The following is a 17,026-nucleotide window of genomic DNA, read 5'->3' on the forward strand; positions in this document are numbered from 1 at the left end:
CTACGACGTGCGACAAGCTATGCAGAATGATAATGATTGTCAAATGCGAAACTAAATTATTATTGGGTATTTTTTCTCCTATGAGACATACCTCAAGGTCTGCCCCCAGCCTCCACGCCGCGCAACACCCTCAACCCCGTTAATTTCTGCCCCCGTCCATCCGTTCCCCTGTGTACATCCCCGGTCGCCGCTCGCTGCCCGCCATGTTCGCGGCGTAGCCGGCACGCCCTAACAGACACTGGCAGGAACACCCCATGACGGACGCCTTCGAACTCCCGCTCTCGCTGGTCCAGGCCCTGGCGCAACGCGCCGCGCAGACCCCGGACAGGATTGCCCTGCGCTTTCTCGCCGATGCCCCCGGCGAGCAGGCCGTGCTCAGCTACCGGGACCTCGACCAGCGTGCACGCGCCATCGCCGCTGCCTTGCAGGCGCGCGCCAGCTTCGGTGACCGTGCCGTGTTGCTGTTCCCTAGCGGGCCAGACTACGTGGCGGCGTTCTTCGGCTGCCTGTATGCGGGCGTGATCGCGGTGCCGGCCTACCCGCCGGAGTCCGCGCGGCAGCATCACCAGGAGCGTTTGCTGTCGATCATCGCCGATGCCGAGCCTCGCCTGCTGCTGACCGTGGCGGCGCTGCACGACAACCTGAACGGCCTGGAGGCACTGGCGTCAGACAACGCGCCCGAGCTGCTTGCCGTGGATGGCCTGGACCCGTTGTTGGCCTCGAGCTGGCACGCGCCAGCGCTCCAAAGCGATGACATTGCCTTCCTGCAGTACACCTCCGGCTCCACCGCGCTGCCCAAGGGCGTGCAGGTCAGCCATGGCAACCTGGTGGCCAACGAGCAACTGATCCGCCAAGGCTTTGGCATCGACCTCAACCCCGACGATGTGATCGTTAGCTGGCTGCCGCTGTACCACGACATGGGTCTGATCGGCGGCCTGCTGCAGCCGATCTTCAGTGGTGTGCCTTGCGTGCTCATGTCGCCGGGGTACTTCCTGGCCCGGCCGTTGCGCTGGTTGCAGGCCATCAGCGAATACGGTGGCACCATCAGCGGTGGCCCCGACTTCGCTTATCGTCTGTGCAGCGAGCGGGTCAGCGAGGCCTCGCTGGCCGGGCTCGACCTGAGCCGCTGGCGCGTGGCCTATTCCGGCTCCGAGCCGATCCGCCAGGACAGCTTGGCCACCTTTGCCGACAAGTTCGGGGCCTGCGGCTTCGACCCGCAGAGCTTCTTCGCCAGTTATGGCCTGGCCGAAGCCACCCTGTTCGTCAGCGGCAGCCGCCGTGGCCAGGGCATCGCTGCACTGGAGCTGGACGCCGAAGCCTTCGCTGGCAACCGCGCCGAGCCAGGCAAAGGCAGCGTGCTGATGAGCTGTGGCTACCCGCAGCCCGGGCATGCGGTACGCATTGTCGAACCGCAGCACTTGCAGGTGCTGGGCGACAACCAGATCGGCGAAATCTGGGCCGGTGGCCCGAGCATCGCGCTGGGTTACTGGCGCAACCCAGAAGCCAGCGCCCGTACATTCGTCGAAATGGACGGCCAGACCTGGCTGCGTACCGGCGACCTGGGTTTCATGCGTGATGGCGAGGTGTTCGTTACCGGGCGCCTGAAAGACATGCTGATCGTACGCGGACAGAACCTGTACCCGCAGGACCTGGAAAAAACCCTCGAGCGCGAAGTCCAGGTGCTGCGCAAAGGCCGTGTGGCAGTGTTCGCCGTCGAGCATCAGCACGAAGAGGGCATCGGCGTGGCGGTGGAGGTCAGCCGCAACGTGCAGAAGGCAATCAAGCCCCAGGACCTGATCAAGACCCTGCGCCAGGTCATCGCCGACGCCTGCCGACAGGCCCCGGCCGTGGTCCTGCTGCTCAACCCCGGCGCGCTTCCAAAGACCTCCAGCGGCAAGTTGCAACGCGCTGCCTGCCGCCTGCGCATGGACGATGGCAGCCTGGACTGCTATGCCCGTTTCCCTGAGGCAAGCGACGCCGGTACTTGTGCAACCGCTGGCGATGAGCTGCAAGCACGCATCGCTGCTGTGTGGCGCGACATCCTCAAGGTAGGGGCGGTGGCCGCGGACGACCACTTCCTGCTGCTGGGCGGTAACTCCATCGCTGCCACCCAGGCCACAGCGCGCCTGGCCGATGAGTTGGGTATCGACCTGAGCCTGCGCACGCTGTTCGAGGCGCCGGTACTGGCCGACTACACCAAGGCCGTGGCACAGATCATCGCCGATGGCGCTGCAGCCACCGCGGCCATCACCCCGCTGGAGCGCGCCCTGGCGTTGCCCCAGTCGCTGGCGCAAAACCGCTTATGGCTGCTGTGGCAACTGGAACCGCAATCAGCGGCCTACAACATTCCTGCCGGCTTGCACCTGCGCGGCGAGCTGGATGTCAACGCTCTGCAAGTGGCCTTCCAGGCACTGGTGGCGCGCCATGAATCGCTGCGTACCGTGTTCAGCGAAGAGCATGGTCAGGCGCTGCAGCGTGTTCTGCCGCAACAGCCGTTCAACCTGCACCGCCTGGGCCTTGAAGGGCACTCGCCCGAGCAGGTTGCTGCGCAGCGCGAAACCGAGGCTCGCCAGCCGTTCGACCTCACCCAGGGGCCGCTGCTGCGGGTAACCCTGGTGCGCCTGGGCGACGAAGAGCATCAGCTGTGGGTGACCCTGCACCACATCGTTGCCGACGGCTGGTCGCTGAACATCCTGCTCGACGAATTCGCCAAGCTGTATGCCGCTCGCTGCCAAGGCCTGGAGGCGAACCTGGCGCCGCTGACCCTGGGTTACGCCGACTACGGCAGCTGGCAGCGGCAATGGCTGGCTGACGGTGAAGCCGAGCACCAGTTGCAGTACTGGAAGGCACACCTGGGGGGGGAGCTGCCGGCACTCGACCTCTGCACTGACCACCCGCGCGCCAGCCAGCGCGAGCACAGCGCTGCGCGCTTCAACCTCAAGGTGCCCGCCAGGCTTGGCGAAGCGCTCAAGGCCCTTGCCCGCGAGCAGCAGGCCAGCCTTTTCATGGTCCTGCTGGCCGGTTGGCAGGCGCTGCTGCAGCGCTACAGCGGCCAGGCCGATATCCGCGTCGGCGTACCCAACGCCAACCGCCCGCGCCTGGAAACCCAGGGCATGGTCGGTTTCTTCATCAATACCCAGGTGCTGCGCGCGCAATGCGATGGCCGTCACTCGTTTACTCAGTTGCTGGCCCAGGTAAGGCAGGCCACCTTGCAAGCCCAGGCTAATCAGGACCTGCCCTTCGAACAGCTTGTCGAAGCCCTGCCCGAGGCGCGCGAGCAAGGCCTGTTCCAGGTCATGTTCAACCACCAGCAACGCGACCTGTCAGCCCTGCGGCGTCTGCCAGGGCTGTTGGCCGAAGAGCTGGCGTGGCACAGCCGCGAAGCCAAGTTCGACTTGCAGTTGCACAGTGAGGAAGACCATCTGGGCCGCCTGAGCCTGGCCTTCGACTACGCCGCGGAGCTGTTCGAAGCCAGTACCGTCGAACGTCTGGCCCAGCACCTGCTGGCGCTGCTGGAACAGGTGTGTGCCGCGCCGCAGCAGGCGCTGGGCGACGTGCAATTGCTGGATGAGCCCGGCCGTGCGCAGCTGTTGGGTTGGGGCCAGGCACCGGCCGCCGCAGCGCAGCACCTGTTGGTCGAACAACTCAATGAGCAGGCACGCCTGACGCCGCACCGCACCGCACTGGTTTGGGACGGAGGCAGCCTGGATTACGCCGGGCTGCACCAGCAAGCCAACCGCCTGGCCCACTACCTGCGCGACAAAGGCGTCGGTCCCGACACCTGCGTGGCCATCGCCATTGAGCGCTCGCCGCAGTTGCTGGTCGGCCTGCTGGCCATTCTAAAGGCTGGCGGCGCCTACGTGCCGCTGGATGTCGACTACCCGGCCGAACGCCTGGCCTACATGCTGGCCGACTGCAACGCCAGCCTGCTGCTGAGCCACAGCAGCCTGCTGGGCAAGCTGCCGCAGGTCGACGGTGTCAGCGCCATTGCCCTCGACCAGTTGCACCTGGACAGCTGGCCCAGCCACGCCCCCGGCCTGCACCTGCACGGTGACAACCTGGCCTACGTTATCTATACATCAGGCTCCACAGGGCAGCCCAAGGGCGTAGGCAATACCCATGCGGCGCTGGCCGAGCGCATGCAGTGGATGCAGACGACCTATGCGCTGAATGACAGCGACGTGCTGATGCAGAAGGCGCCGATCAGTTTCGATGTCTCGGTGTGGGAATGCTTCTGGCCCTTGGTCACCGGCTGCAAGCTGGTGCTCGCCGGCCCCGGTGAACACCGCGACCCACAGCGTATCGCTGCGTTGGTGCAGGCCCATGGCGTGACTACGCTGCACTTTGTACCGCCGCTGTTGCAGGTGTTCGTCCAGGAGCCGCAGGCAGGTGCCTGCAGCAGCTTGCGCCGGGTGTTCTCGGGTGGCGAAGCGTTGTCCGCCGCACTGCGTGACCGCGTGCTGCAGGTGCTGCCGCAGGTGCAGCTGCACAACCGTTACGGCCCGACCGAAACCGCCATCAACGTCACCCACTGGCACTGCCAGGTGGCGGACGGCGAGCGCTCGCCCATCGGCCGCCCACTGGGTAATGTGCTGTGCCGCGTGCTGGACGATGAGCTGGAACTGAGCGCCCCCGGTGTGCCGGGCGAACTGTACCTCGGTGGCGCCGGCCTGGCCCGTGGTTACCTGGGCCGGCCCGGCCTGACTGCCGAACGCTTCGTACCCCAGGCCGACGGCAATGGTCAGCGTCTGTACCGCAGTGGTGATCGCGCCCGCTGGCAGTTGCAGCTGGAGGCCCTGGAATACCTGGGCCGCCTCGACCAGCAGGTAAAGGTGCGTGGTTTCCGCGTCGAGCCCGAGGAAGTGCAGGCCTGCCTGTTGGCACAGGCGGGTGTGGAACAGGCACTGGTGCTGATACACAAGGACGACGTTGGCGCGCAACTGGTCGGCTATTACAGTGGCAGCGCCCAGCCTGCCGAGTTGCTGGCGGTGCTGGCCGAGCAATTGCCAGCCTACATGGTGCCGGCGCAACTCATCCCTTTGGCACAGATGCCACTGGGCCCCAGCGGCAAGGTCGACCGCAAGGCACTGCCTGCCCCGGTGTGGCAGCAGCGTGAGCATGTCGAGCCACGAACCGAGCTGCAACAACAGGTCGCGGCCATCTGGCGCGACGTGTTGAATCTGCCGCGCATTGGCCTGCAGGACGACTTCTTCGCCCTCGGTGGCCACTCGTTGCTGGCAACTCAGATCGTTTCGCGCACCCGCCAGGCCTGCGATGTCGAGCTGCCGCTCAAGGCCCTGTTCGAAGCCAGCGAGCTGGGCGCCTTCTGTGCCGAGATCGGCCGCCTGCGCGCGGCCGGCGAGCGCAACCTGCAAGGCGAAATCGCCCGTGTCGACCGCCGTCAGGCGGTGCCGCTGTCGTACTCGCAGCAGCGCATGTGGTTCCTCTGGCAGATGGAGCCGGACAGCCCGGCGTACAACGTCGGCGGCATGGCACGCCTGCGCGGCACCCTGCATGTGGACGCCTTCGAGCGTGCGCTGCAGGCGCTGATCGTGCGCCATGAAACCTTGCGCACCACGTTCCCCAGCATCGACGGCGTGCCGTACCAGTGCGTGGCCGAAGACAGTGGCCTGCACCTCGACTGGCAAGACTTCAGCGCTTTGTCAGTCGATGCCCGCCAGTTACGTCTGCAACAACTGGCCGACGACCAGGCGCACCAGCCCTTCGACCTGGAGCGTGGTCCGCTGCTGCGCGCCTGCCTGGTCAAGGCCAACGAGCGCGAGCACTTCTTCGTGCTGACGCTGCACCACATCGTCACCGAAGGCTGGGCCATGGACATCTTCGCCCGCGAGCTGGGCGAGCTGTACGAAGCCTTTGTCGATGACCGCGAATCGCCACTGGCGCCGCTGCCGGTGCAGTACCTGGACTACAGCGTGTGGCAACGGCAATGGCTGGAAAGCGGCGAGGGCGCTCGTCAACTGGCCTATTGGAAGCACCGCCTGGGCGACGAGCACCCGGTGCTGGCGTTGCCTGCCGACCGCCCGCGTCCGGCTGTGCAAAGCCACCGTGGCGAGCTGTACCGCTTCGAACTCGATCCAGCACTGGTGGCCCGCGTGCATGCCTTCAACAGCCAGCGCGGCCTGACCCTGTTCATGACCATGACCGCCACCCTGGCCGCTTTGCTGCACCGCTACAGCGGCCAGCGCGACCTGCGTATCGGCGCGCCGGTGGCCAACCGCATCCGCCCGGAAAGCGAAGGGCTGATCGGCGCCTTCCTCAATACCCAGGTGCTGCGCTGCGAGCTGGACGGCCAGATGACCGCCAGCGCACTGCTGGAGCAGATCCGCCAGGCTGCCATCGAAGGCCAGTCGCACCAGGACCTGCCGTTCGACCACCTGGTAGAGGCCCTGCAGCCGCCGCGCAGCAGTGCCTACAACCCGTTGTTCCAGGTGATGTGCAACGTGCAGCGCTGGGCCTTCCAGCAAAGCCGCACGTTGGCCGGCATGCAGGTGGACTACCTGGTCAATGATGCCAGTGCCACCAAGTTCGACCTGTACCTGGAGGTGACTGACCTCGACGGCCGCCTGGGTTGCTGCCTGACCTACAGCCGCGACCTGTTTGACGCGCCGCGCATTGCGCGTATGGCCGAGCACTGGCAGCAACTGCTGGCTGGCCTGCTCGACAACCCGCAGCAGCGCCTGTGCCAGCTGCCGATGTTGAGCAGCGCCGAGCAGCAGGTGCTGGCGGGCCAGTTGCAGGGCGAACGGGCGTTCGCGCCCGATAATACCCTCCACGGTCTGTTCGCCGCCCAGGCCGCACGCACGCCGCAGGCGGGTGCGCTGACCTTCGCCGGCCAGCGCTTGACCTACGCCGAGCTCGACCAGCAGGCCAACCGCCTGGCGCGTGCCCTGCGCGAACGGGGTGTCGGCCCGCAGGTGCGGGTGGGCCTGGCGCTGGAGCGCTCGCTGGAAATGGTCGTCGGCCTGCTGGCCATCCTCAAGGCCGGCGGCGCCTATGTACCGCTCGACCCCGAGTACCCGCTCGACCGCCTGCGCTACATGATCGAAGACAGCCGCATCGGCTTGCTGCTCAGCCAGCGTGCGCTGCTGCACACCCTGGGCGAGCTGCCTGAAGGCGTGGCCAGCTGGAGCCTGGAGGACGATGCCCACAGCCTGGCGGCCTACAGCGATGCGCCGCTGGACAACCTCAGCCTGCCGCAGCACCCGGCTTACCTGATCTACACCTCAGGGTCCACCGGCAAACCCAAGGGCGTGGTGGTCAGCCATGGCGAGTTCGCCATGCACTGCCAGGCGGTGATCGCCGCATTCGGCATGCGCAGCGATGATTGCGAGCTGCATTTCTATTCGATCAATTTCGACGCTGCCAGCGAGCGCCTGTGGGTGCCGCTGTTGTGTGGTGCGCGTGTGGTGCTGCGCGCCCAGGGCCAGTGGGGCGCCGAGGACATCTGCCAATTGGTGCGCGAGCAGCAGGTGAGCATTCTGGGCTTTACCCCAAGCTACGGTAGCCAGCTGGCGCAGTACCTGGCCGGGCGGGGCGAACGCTTGCCGGTACGCCTGGTGATTACCGGGGGCGAGGCGCTGACCGGCGAGCACCTGCAGCGTATTCGCCAGGCCTTTGCGCCGCAGCAGTGCTTCAATGCCTACGGCCCTACCGAAACCGTGGTCATGCCGCTGGCGTGCCTGGCCCCAGAGGCCTTGCCAGCAGACCTTGGCAGCGTACCGATCGGCCGCGTCATTGGTAGCCGTACGGCCTACATCCTCGACGAGGATCTGGCCCTGTTGCCGCAAGGCAGTATTGGCGAACTGTTCGTCGGCGGTGCCGGCCTGGCCCAGGGTTACCACGACCGGCCAGGCCTCACGGCCGAGCGCTTTGTCGCCGACCCGTTCAGTGCCGAAGGCGGGCGCCTGTACCGTACCGGCGACCTGGTACGCCTGGGTACTGATGGCCTGGTGGAGTATGTTGGCCGTGCTGATCAGCAGGTGAAGATCCGCGGCTTCCGCATCGAACTGGGCGAAATCGAGAGCCGCCTGCAAGCGCACGAGGATGTCGACGAGGCCGTCGTGCTGGCGCTGGACTTGCCGGGCGGCAAGCAACTGGTGGGCTATCTGGTGTGCAAGCAGGCCATTGCCGGTAGTGAGGCGCAAAACCGGCTGCGCGAAGCGGTGAAAGCCGATGCCCGCCAGCACCTGCCCGACTACATGGTGCCTGCTCACCTGGTGCTGCTCGAAAGCCTGCCGTTGATGGGCAACGGCAAGCTCGACCGCCGTGCACTGCCGTTGCCCGATCTTGAGCAGGCGCGCCAGCAATACCACGCCCCTGGCAATGCGATGGAAGCACAGCTGGCGCAGATCTGGCGCGATGTGCTCAACGTTGCCCGGGTTGGCGTGCAGGACAACTTCTTCGAGCTGGGGGGCGATTCGATCCTGTCGATTCAGGTGGTCAGCCGCGCCCGGCAGGCCGGCTTGCAATTCACCCCACGCGACCTGTTCCAGCATCAGACCATCCAGACCCTGGCGGCAGTGGTTCAGCTCAGCGAAGCCGCGAGCACGGTCGAGCAGGGCCTGCGCCAGGGCCTGGCCGGGCTGACGCCGATCCAGCACTGGTTCTTCGACAGTGATGTGCCACAGCCGCAACACTGGAACCAGGCTGTGCTGCTGGAGGTGCGCCAACCCTTGGTTGAGGCCACCCTTGAACAGGCACTGGCTGCGCTGGTGCAGCACCATGACAGCCTGCGCCTGCGCTTCAGCGAAGCCCAGGGCCGCTGGCAGGCCCAGTACGTGCAGCCTGGCGCCGAGCAACTGCTGTGGAGCGCCACTGTCGCCGATTTCACTGAGTGTCAGGCACTCTACACTGACGTGCAGCGCAGCCTGGACCTGCAACAGGGGCCGCTACTGCGCGCCTTGCTGGTGCGTGACGGTCAGGGCTCCCAGCGCTTGTTGCTGGCCATCCATCACCTGGTGGTTGATGGCGTGTCCTGGCGGGTGCTGCTGGAAGACCTGCAGGCGCTGTACCGTGGCCAGCTTCTGCCGGCCAAGACCCACGCCGTCGGCGACTGGGCCGCGCGCCTGGCCAGCTACGCCGGCAGCGATTCGCTGCGTGACGAACTGGCCTGGTGGCAAGGCCAGCTGGGCGGTGTGCGTCGCGAATTGCCGTGCGACCATCCGCAGGGCGGCAATTTGCATCGCCACGCTCAAACCCTGGCAATCGGCCTGGACGTGGAGCAAACCCGACAGCTGTTGCAACTGGCCCCGGCGGCTTACCACACCCAGGTCAACGACCTGCTGTTGACTGCACTGGCGCGGGCCTTGTGCCGCTGGAGCGGCGATGAAGAAGTGCTGGTGCAGCTCGAAGGCCATGGCCGTGACGGGTTGTTCGAAGACATGGACCTGACCCGCAGCGTTGGCTGGTTCACCAATGCCTACCCACTGAGCCTGCGTCCGCTGCCAGGCGAAGACGACGCGGCGCGGGCCGGTTCGATCAAGCGCATCAAGGAACAACTGCGCCAGGTGCCGCACAAGGGCCTGGGCTATGGCGTACTGCGCTACCTGGCGGATGCCGCCGGGCGCGAGCAGATGGCGGCCTTGCCGCAGGCGCGTATCACTTTCAACTACCTGGGCCAGTTCGACCAGCAGTTCGACAGTACGGCCTTGTTCCAGCCCCTGGAGGCCCCGGCCGGGTTGGCGCATGACCTCGACGCGCCGTTGCCCAACTGGTTGAGCGTCGATGGCCAGGTGTATGGCGGTGCGCTGCAACTGCGCTGGACCTTCAGCGCCGAGCGCTACGACCAGCAGACCATCGCGGGTCTGGCCGAGGCCTATCGTCAGGAGCTGCTGGCGCTGGTCGCGCATTGCCTGGCCGATGGCAATGGCAGCTTCACCCCGTCGGACTTCCCGCTGGCGCACCTGACTCAGGAGCAGATCGATGCATTGCCGGTACCGGCCGCGCTGATCGAGGACGTTTACCCACTGACGCCGATGCAGGAAGGCATGCTGCTGCACACCCTGCTGGAGCCGGGCACTGGCCTCTACTACATGCAAGACCGCTACCGCATCAACAGCGCGCTCGACCCCGAGCGTTTCGCCCAGGCCTGGCAGGCTGTGGTGGCGCGCCACGAAGCGTTGCGCGCCTCGTTCAGCTGGAACAGCGGCGAGGCGATGCTGCAGATCATCCACAAGCCGGGCAACCTGGCGGTGGACTACCAGGACTGGCGCGGCCTTGCTGACGATGCCCAGGAGCAGCGTCTTCAGGCCCTGCACAAGCAGGAACGCGAGGCCGGCTTTGCCTTGCTCAGTGAGGCACCGTTCCACCTGCGCCTGGTGCGCGTGGCCGATGAACGCTACTGGTTCATGATGAGCAACCACCACATCCTTATCGACGCCTGGTGCCGCTCGCTGTTGATGAACGACTTCTTCGAGGTCTACCAGGCCCTTGGCGAAGGCCGTCAGGCCCAACTGCCGGTGCCGCCGCGTTACCGCGATTACATCGGTTGGCTGCAGCGCCAGGGGCTGGACGACGCACGCGCCTGGTGGCAGGCCAACCTGGCTGGCTTCGAACGTGCCACAGCCATCCCTAGCGACCGCCCGCTGCACCATGACCACGCAGGTAGCGGCATGGTCGTCGGCGATTGTTACACCCGCCTTGAGGTGAAGGATGGCGTGCGTCTGCGCGAACTGGCCCAGGCCCATCAGCTTACCGTCAACACGTTCGCCCAGGCGGCCTGGGCACTGGTATTGGCGCGTTACAGTGGCGACCGCGATGTGGTCTTTGGCGTCACCGTGGCCGGGCGCCCGGTGAGCATGCCGCAGATGCAGCGCACCGTCGGCCTGTTCATCAACAGCGTGGCCCTGCGCGTGCAGTTGCCCGTCGCCGCTGAGCGCTGCAGCGTACGCCAGTGGCTGCACGGCCTGCTGCAAAGCAACATGGAACTGCGCGAGTACGAATACCTGCCGCTGGTGGCGATTCAGGCGTGCAGCGAGCTGCCCAAGGGCCAGCCGCTGTTCGACAGCCTGTTCGTGTTCGAGAATGCACCGGTGGAAACGGCTGTGCTCGATCACGCCCAGCACCTGAACGCCAGCTCCGACTCGGGCCGTACCCACACCAATTTCCCGCTGACGGCGGTGTGTTACCCGGGTGATGACCTGGGCCTGCACTTGTCGTTTGACCAGCGTTACTTCGACTACCCGACTGTCGAGCGCCTGCTGGCCGAGTTCAAGCGCCTGCTGCTGGCGCTGGTGCAAGGTTTTGAAGGGCAGGTGAGCGAGCTACCGCTGCTGAGCGCCCAGGAGCAAGGTTTCCTGCTGGAGGACTGCAACCGGACCGAGCGGGTTTATCCGCTGGAACAAAGCTACATCGCGCAGTTCGAAGCGCAGGTCGTGGCGCATCCACAGCGTACCGTGGCCCGCTGCCTGGAGGCGTCATATGATTACGCCGGGCTGAACCTGGCGGCCAACCGCCTGGGCCATGCGCTGATGGCTGCCGGAGTCTGCGTGGACCAGCCAGTTGCACTGCTTGCCGAGCGCGGCTTGCCGCTGCTGGGCATGATTGTCGGCAGCTTCAAGGCCGGCGCCGGCTACCTGCCGCTGGACCCGGGCCTGCCGGCGGCGCGCCTGCAAAGCATCCTCCAGCTCAGCCGTACGCCAGTGCTGGTGTGCAGCGCAGCCTGCGCCGAGCAGGGGCGGCAGTTGCTCGGTGAGCTGGAGGCTGCGCTGCGGCTGCAACTGCTGGTTTGGGAAGACATCCAGGCCAACCCGATCGCAAGCCACAACCCGGGCATCCACAGTGGCCCGGACAACCTCGCCTATGTGATCTACACCTCAGGCTCGACCGGCCTGCCGAAAGGGGTGATGGTCGAGCAGCGCGGCATGCTCAACAACCAGCTGAGCAAGGTGCCGTACCTGGCGCTGAGCGAGCAGGACGTGATTGCCCAGACCGCCTCGCAAAGCTTCGACATTTCGGTCTGGCAGTTCCTGGCTGCGCCGCTGTTCGGCGCCAGGGTAGAGATTGTGCCTAACGCCATCGCCCACGACCCGCAAGGCCTGCTGGCGCACGTGCAGGCCACCGGCATCACCGTGCTGGAGAGCGTGCCGTCCCTGATCCAGGGCATGCTGGCCAACGACCACCAGGCCCTCGACAGCCTGCGCTGGATGCTGCCGACCGGCGAGGCCATGCCACCGGAGCTGGCGGCGCAGTGGCTGCAGCGTTACCCGCAGATCGGCCTGGTCAACGCCTATGGGCCGGCTGAGTGCTCGGATGACGTGGCGTTCTTCCGCGTCGATGCCGCCTCGACCCAAGGCAGCTACCTGCCAATCGGCACGCCAACCGATAACAACAGGTTGTACCTCTTCGACGAGGACCAGAAGCTGGTGCCGCTGGGGGCAGTGGGTGAGTTGTGCGTGGCCGGCACGGGCGTGGGTCGTGGCTACGTCGGTGACCCGGCGCGTACGGCGCTGGCGTTCATCCCTCACCCTTACGGGGCACCGGGCGAACGCCTGTACCGCACGGGCGACCTGGCGCGGCAACGCCCGGACGGGGTGCTGGAATATGTCGGGCGCATCGACCATCAGGTGAAGATTCGCGGCTATCGCATCGAACTGGGCGAGATCGAGGCCCGGCTGCATGAGCAGGAGGACATTCGCGATGCCGCCGTGGGGGTGCAGGAGGGCGTGAACGGCAAGCATCTGGTTGGCTACCTGGTGGCGCACCAGGGCGTCAGCGCCGATGCCGCGTTGCTGGAGCAGGTCAAGCAACGTCTACGTACCGAGTTGCCGGAGTATATGGTGCCCTTGCACTGGGGCTGGTTTGACAGCTTGCCGCACAACGCCAACGGCAAGCTCGACCGCAAGGCCCTGCCGGCCATCGACATCGGCGTGCAGCATAGCCAGGCCTATCAGGCACCACGCAACGAGTTGGAGGACGTGTTGGCGGGTATCTGGGCCGATGTGCTCAAGGCCGAGCGGGTGGGGGTGCACGACAACTTCTTCGAGCTGGGCGGGCATTCGCTGTTGGCCACGCAGATCGCTTCGCGGGTGCAGAAGCAGCTACAGCTGAACGTGCCGCTGCGGGCGATGTTCGAGTGCAGCACGGTGGAGGCGTTGGCCGAGTATATCCAAGGGCTGCAGGGCAGTGCGCTTGATGATGACAAGGTCGACCGGCTCAGTGACCTGATGGCGGAGCTGGAGGGACTTTGAGGGGCAGGGTCGCTTGGCGCCCCTTTCAATGGCCACAGTACCTAGATCGAGGCATTGATAAAGGCTTCATCCAGCGATTTGGCGCGGTGGCGTTCCATGAACTGTCGACCGCTGTCAAACGTTTCCAGTCGTTTGTTTGCGAGCATATAAAAGCGATGGCAGTTTTTCGTGATTTCCTCTGTGTAATGGGAAGCTATCAGCACGCTAGCACCTTCCGCGCACGCGCTTTTTATCCAATCACCAATGTGTCTCCACTCCCGATCTGCGTAGGAGCGGGTTTACCCGCGAATACAGTGGTGGCGGCAGCGGTGAACGGCTGGTGGAAATTGGCCAGCAGGTCCGGCCCTTTCGCGGGTAAACCCGCTCCTACACCAGCCCGATCTGTGCCCCACCACATGCACTAGCGCTTGCCCAGAATCTTCCCCAGCATCTCCGGCCGTGGTGCCCCTTGCTGGCTTTGCAGGTTGCCATGTTCATCCTGATAGAAAATGGCCGGAGTCGCCTGCAACCCCATCTCTTCCATCAACGCCATGTTCGCCGCCAGCTTTTGCTGCACCGCTTCCGGCACCTGGTCCAGGGGCTTCAGCGTGCTGGCCTTGCCGGCCTTTTCATGCTGCTGCAGGGCCTTGGCCGGGTCTTTCGCTGCCAGCAGCGCCGCCGATTTGCCCGGGCTGTCTTCGCGGATGATGCCGACCATGATATGGCGCAACTGAACCTTGCCCGACTCCACCCATGGCCGCGCCTGTTCCCAGAACATGTTGCAGTAGGGGCAGTTCGGGTCGCTGAACAGGTACACCTTGCGCGGCGCATCGGCCTTGCCGTCGGCGATCCACGCGGTTTTTTCCATTTTTGCCCAGATTTCCTTGCTCATCGGCGCGTATACCAGCTTTTGCAGCGGCTCGGCGCTCAGGTCCTTGCCCTGTTCGTCGAACAGGCTGCCGACCAGCACGTGCTTGCCGTCGGGGGTCAGGTACAGGGCCAGGGCGTTGTTCTGGTACTCGGCGGCATAACCGCGCAGGCCGTTGGGCGCATCGAAGCTGCCCTTGATCACGGCGCCCTTGGCTTGCAGCTGCTGAACGGCCTTGGGCAGTTCTTCGGCCTGCAGGGCAGGGGAGGCCAGCAGGGCCAGGGACAGGGGCAGCAGTGCAGTCAATCGCATGTCAGTTTCCTTGTGCGGCAGGGGCGGGCGCAATGGCCCGGTCGAAAGGTTCCAGGGCGTGGCGCAGGCTGGCCCGGGACAGCTCGCCCAGGTGGCTGCCGACCAGCCGCCCGTTGGCGTCGTAGAACAGGGTGGTGGGCAAGGCCATGGAACCGACGCGCTGGGCCAGCAGGCCGGTGCCGTCGAACAGCACGTGGGTCAGGCTCAGGCCGGTGGTGGCGAGGAAGGTGCTGACGTTTTCCGGGGTTTCGCCCTGGTTGACGAACAGGAAGGTCACGTGCGGATAATCGCTTTGTGCCTGTTGCAGCACTGGCATCTCACGCCGGCACGGTGGGCACCAGGTGGCCCAGATGTTGATGACCAGCGGCTTGCCGCGGTAGCTGTGCAATGCCACGGCCTGGCCGGCGGCGTTGCGAAGGCTCAGTTCGGGCAGCTCGGTGCCTTTGCTGTACAGGTGGCCACCGAGGCTGGCCAGGCCCCAGAACAGTGCGCCGCTGAACAGCGCCCAGCCTAGCGGGCGGCGCAGGCCGGGGTGGCGCCAGCCCTGCCACAGGGCTCCGAGCACGATGCCGGCAAGGCCCGACCAGAACAGGAAACCGCCGTCACGGATGTCGATGATTTGCAGCGGGTCGTCCTGGTACATCGGCCAATAAGCCAGCACGAAGCCGGCGCGGGCACACAGCAGGCCGATCAGGAACAGGTTGAACAGCGCCGACTCCGGGCTCTCGCCGCCACGTCGGGCGACCCACCAGCCGACCACGCTGGCGATCACCAGGGCGGTGAGCATCAGCAGGTGGTTGAGGGCCATGGTCAGTGGCCCGAGTGTTACGGTCAGCATCAGCCTTGGCTCCTGGTCTGTGCCCAGTGCTGCTGGAACGCGGCTGCGTCCACCTCACCGGTGATGCGCCGCGCACGGCGCTCTTCGCCTTCCGGGCCAATCCAGATGATGCTGGGCGGGCCGGGTACCTGGTAGCGCAGCAGCAGGGCCTTGCTGGCCGGGCTGTCGGCGGTCACGTCCAGGCGCAGCAGGTGCACGCCGGCCAGGCCGGCCTGCACGTCGCTGCGGGCGAACACCTGTTGTTCCATGACCTTGCACGACACGCACCAGTCGGCATAGTAGTCGAGCATCACCCACTGGCCACGGGCTTTAGCCGCATCCAGCTCACGTTGCAGGTCTTCGGGGCGGCTGACGGTGACGAAGCTGTCCTCGGCATGCTGGCCAGCGGCCGCTGTGCTGCCACCCCCGGCGAACGGGCGTAGTGGCTGCCAGAGGTCGTCGCCACCCGCTGCCGCACCGACCAGCAACAGGCCGCCCCACAGCGCGCCGAGCAACGGCACTGCACGCAACGCCGGCAGCCGCTGCAGGGCTGGCCAGGCCGCCCAGGCCAGGGCGATCAGCCAGGCGCCGCTCAGCGCCAGCAGCAGGGTGGCTGGCAGCAGGCTACGCACGGTATACAGCGCCATGGCCAGGAACACGAAGCCGAATACCGCTTTTACCCTGTTCATCCAGCCGCCCGGGCGCGGCAGGTAACGGTTGCCCAGGGTTACCAGCAACAGCAGCGGCACGCCCATGCCCAGGCCGAGGCTGAACAGCACCAGCGCGCCTTGCAGCACGTCACCGCTCTGCGCGATGTACAGCAGCGCACCGGCCAACGGCGCAGTCATGCACGGGCCGAGCAACAGGCCGGACAACGCCCCGAGCAATGCCGCGCCATACAGGTTGCCGCCACGGGTACCCTGCCCGGCGCGGTCAAGGCGGTCACGCAATGCCGCAGGCAGTTGCAGTTCGAAGGCGCCGAACATCGGCAGTGCCAGCAGCACGAACAGCCCGGCCAGGCTGCCCAGCAGCCAGGGTTGCTGCAGCCAGGCCTGCAGGCTGGCACCCAGCAGGGCAGCAACCACCCCGAGCCCTGCGTACACCAGGGCCATGCTTAGCACATAGACCCCAGCCAGCAGCCAGCCGCGCCGGGCACTGGCGCCATTGCCCAGCACCAGCCCGGCAAGGATCGGCAGCATCGGCAGCGAGCAGGGGGTGAAGGCCAGCAGCAGGCCAAGGCCGAAGAACGCCAGCAGGCTCCAGGCCAGGTGGCCTTGCTGAAGGCCGCTGGCCAGGGCCTGGTCGCTGGCTTGCTCGGCAGCGGGCGTTACGCTGCCGCCCAAGTCGATCGAGGTGGTTTGTGGCGGGTAGCACAGGCCGGCATCGGCACAGCCCTGCCAGCCCAGGCGCAACTGCCCCTGGGCGTTGGCAGGCAATAGCAGTTCAAGCTGGTCGCGGTACACCGCGCTGTCGCCGAAAAATTCGTCGTGGTGGTTGAGTGCCGGTGGCAGTTGCGGGTGTTGCTCGGTGGGCAGGCCATCGAACTTCAGGCGCTTCTGGTACAGGTAGTAGCCCGGCTTGATCTGGAAGTACAGACGCATCTGGCCGTCGGCCTGGCGGTCGTGGGTGAGCACGAAGGCTTGGTCAACCGGCAGGAAGTCCGGTTTCACATCGAACGGGTTGGCTTGCAACGGGCCGGCCAGTAGGAGTGTGAGGAAGAGCAGGAGAACGCGCATGTCTTCGCCTTGGCAGATCTGGGAATGGGGCCATGCTGGCTGGGGTTGATTAAATGAAGGTTAACTCTGGGTTTTGGGCAGGGAGGGCATAAGGGCTTGCGGGTGT

4 protein-coding genes and 1 pseudogene are annotated in these 17,026 nt (G+C 66.0%); 1 reads left to right on the top strand and 4 read right to left on the bottom strand.

All coding sequences use genetic code 11. The features are described from left to right. Positions 1 to 254: 254 nt before the first annotated feature. A complete protein-coding gene (locus LVS58_RS21845) occupies positions 255 to 13,208 on the top strand; it encodes a non-ribosomal peptide synthetase (RefSeq protein WP_233692774.1) in 12,954 nt (4,317 codons plus the stop codon). Positions 13,209 to 13,249: 41 nt separating this feature from the next. Here the strand turns inward: LVS58_RS21845 and LVS58_RS25145 are convergent. From LVS58_RS25145 to dsbD, 4 genes and pseudogenes are all read right to left on the bottom strand, one after another. Next, positions 13,250 to 13,471, bottom strand: a pseudogene (locus LVS58_RS25145) (ABC transporter ATP-binding protein); the annotation flags it as partial. Positions 13,472 to 13,608: 137 nt separating this feature from the next. Next, entirely contained in the window at positions 13,609 to 14,367 is a 759-nt protein-coding gene (gene dsbG / locus LVS58_RS21850; protein WP_233692775.1) for a thiol:disulfide interchange protein DsbG, read from the bottom strand. Between the two features lies 1 nt (position 14,368). After that, complete coding sequence (locus LVS58_RS21855; protein ID WP_233692776.1) at positions 14,369 to 15,205, bottom strand: TlpA disulfide reductase family protein; 837 nt, start codon at positions 15,203 to 15,205, stop codon at positions 14,369 to 14,371. Further along, the gene (gene dsbD, locus LVS58_RS21860; protein WP_233692777.1) at positions 15,205 to 16,920 is read right to left on the bottom strand and encodes a protein-disulfide reductase DsbD; all 1,716 of its coding nucleotides are present in this window, start codon (positions 16,918 to 16,920) and stop codon (positions 15,205 to 15,207) included. Before dsbD ends, LVS58_RS21855 begins: the two co-directional genes overlap by 1 nt. Between the last annotated feature and the right edge of the window lie 106 nt (positions 16,921 to 17,026).

Origin of the sequence: Pseudomonas sp. JR33AA, from assembly GCF_021378985.1 — a bacterium.
In the GTDB taxonomy this organism is placed as follows: domain Bacteria; phylum Pseudomonadota; class Gammaproteobacteria; order Pseudomonadales; family Pseudomonadaceae; genus Aquipseudomonas; species Aquipseudomonas alloputida.

Bases quoted from the DNA above. Each gene is read 5' to 3' on its own strand.
- LVS58_RS21845 (WP_233692774.1), top strand. From the start codon at position 255: ATGACGGACGCCTTCGAACTCCCGCTCTCGCTGGTCCAGGCCCTGGCG.
- dsbG (WP_233692775.1), bottom strand. From the start codon at position 14,367: ATGCGATTGACTGCACTGCTGCCCCTGTCCCTGGCCCTGCTGGCCTCC.
- LVS58_RS21855 (WP_233692776.1), bottom strand. From the start codon at position 15,205: ATGCTGACCGTAACACTCGGGCCACTGACCATGGCCCTCAACCACCTG.
- dsbD (WP_233692777.1), bottom strand. From the start codon at position 16,920: ATGCGCGTTCTCCTGCTCTTCCTCACACTCCTACTGGCCGGCCCGTTG.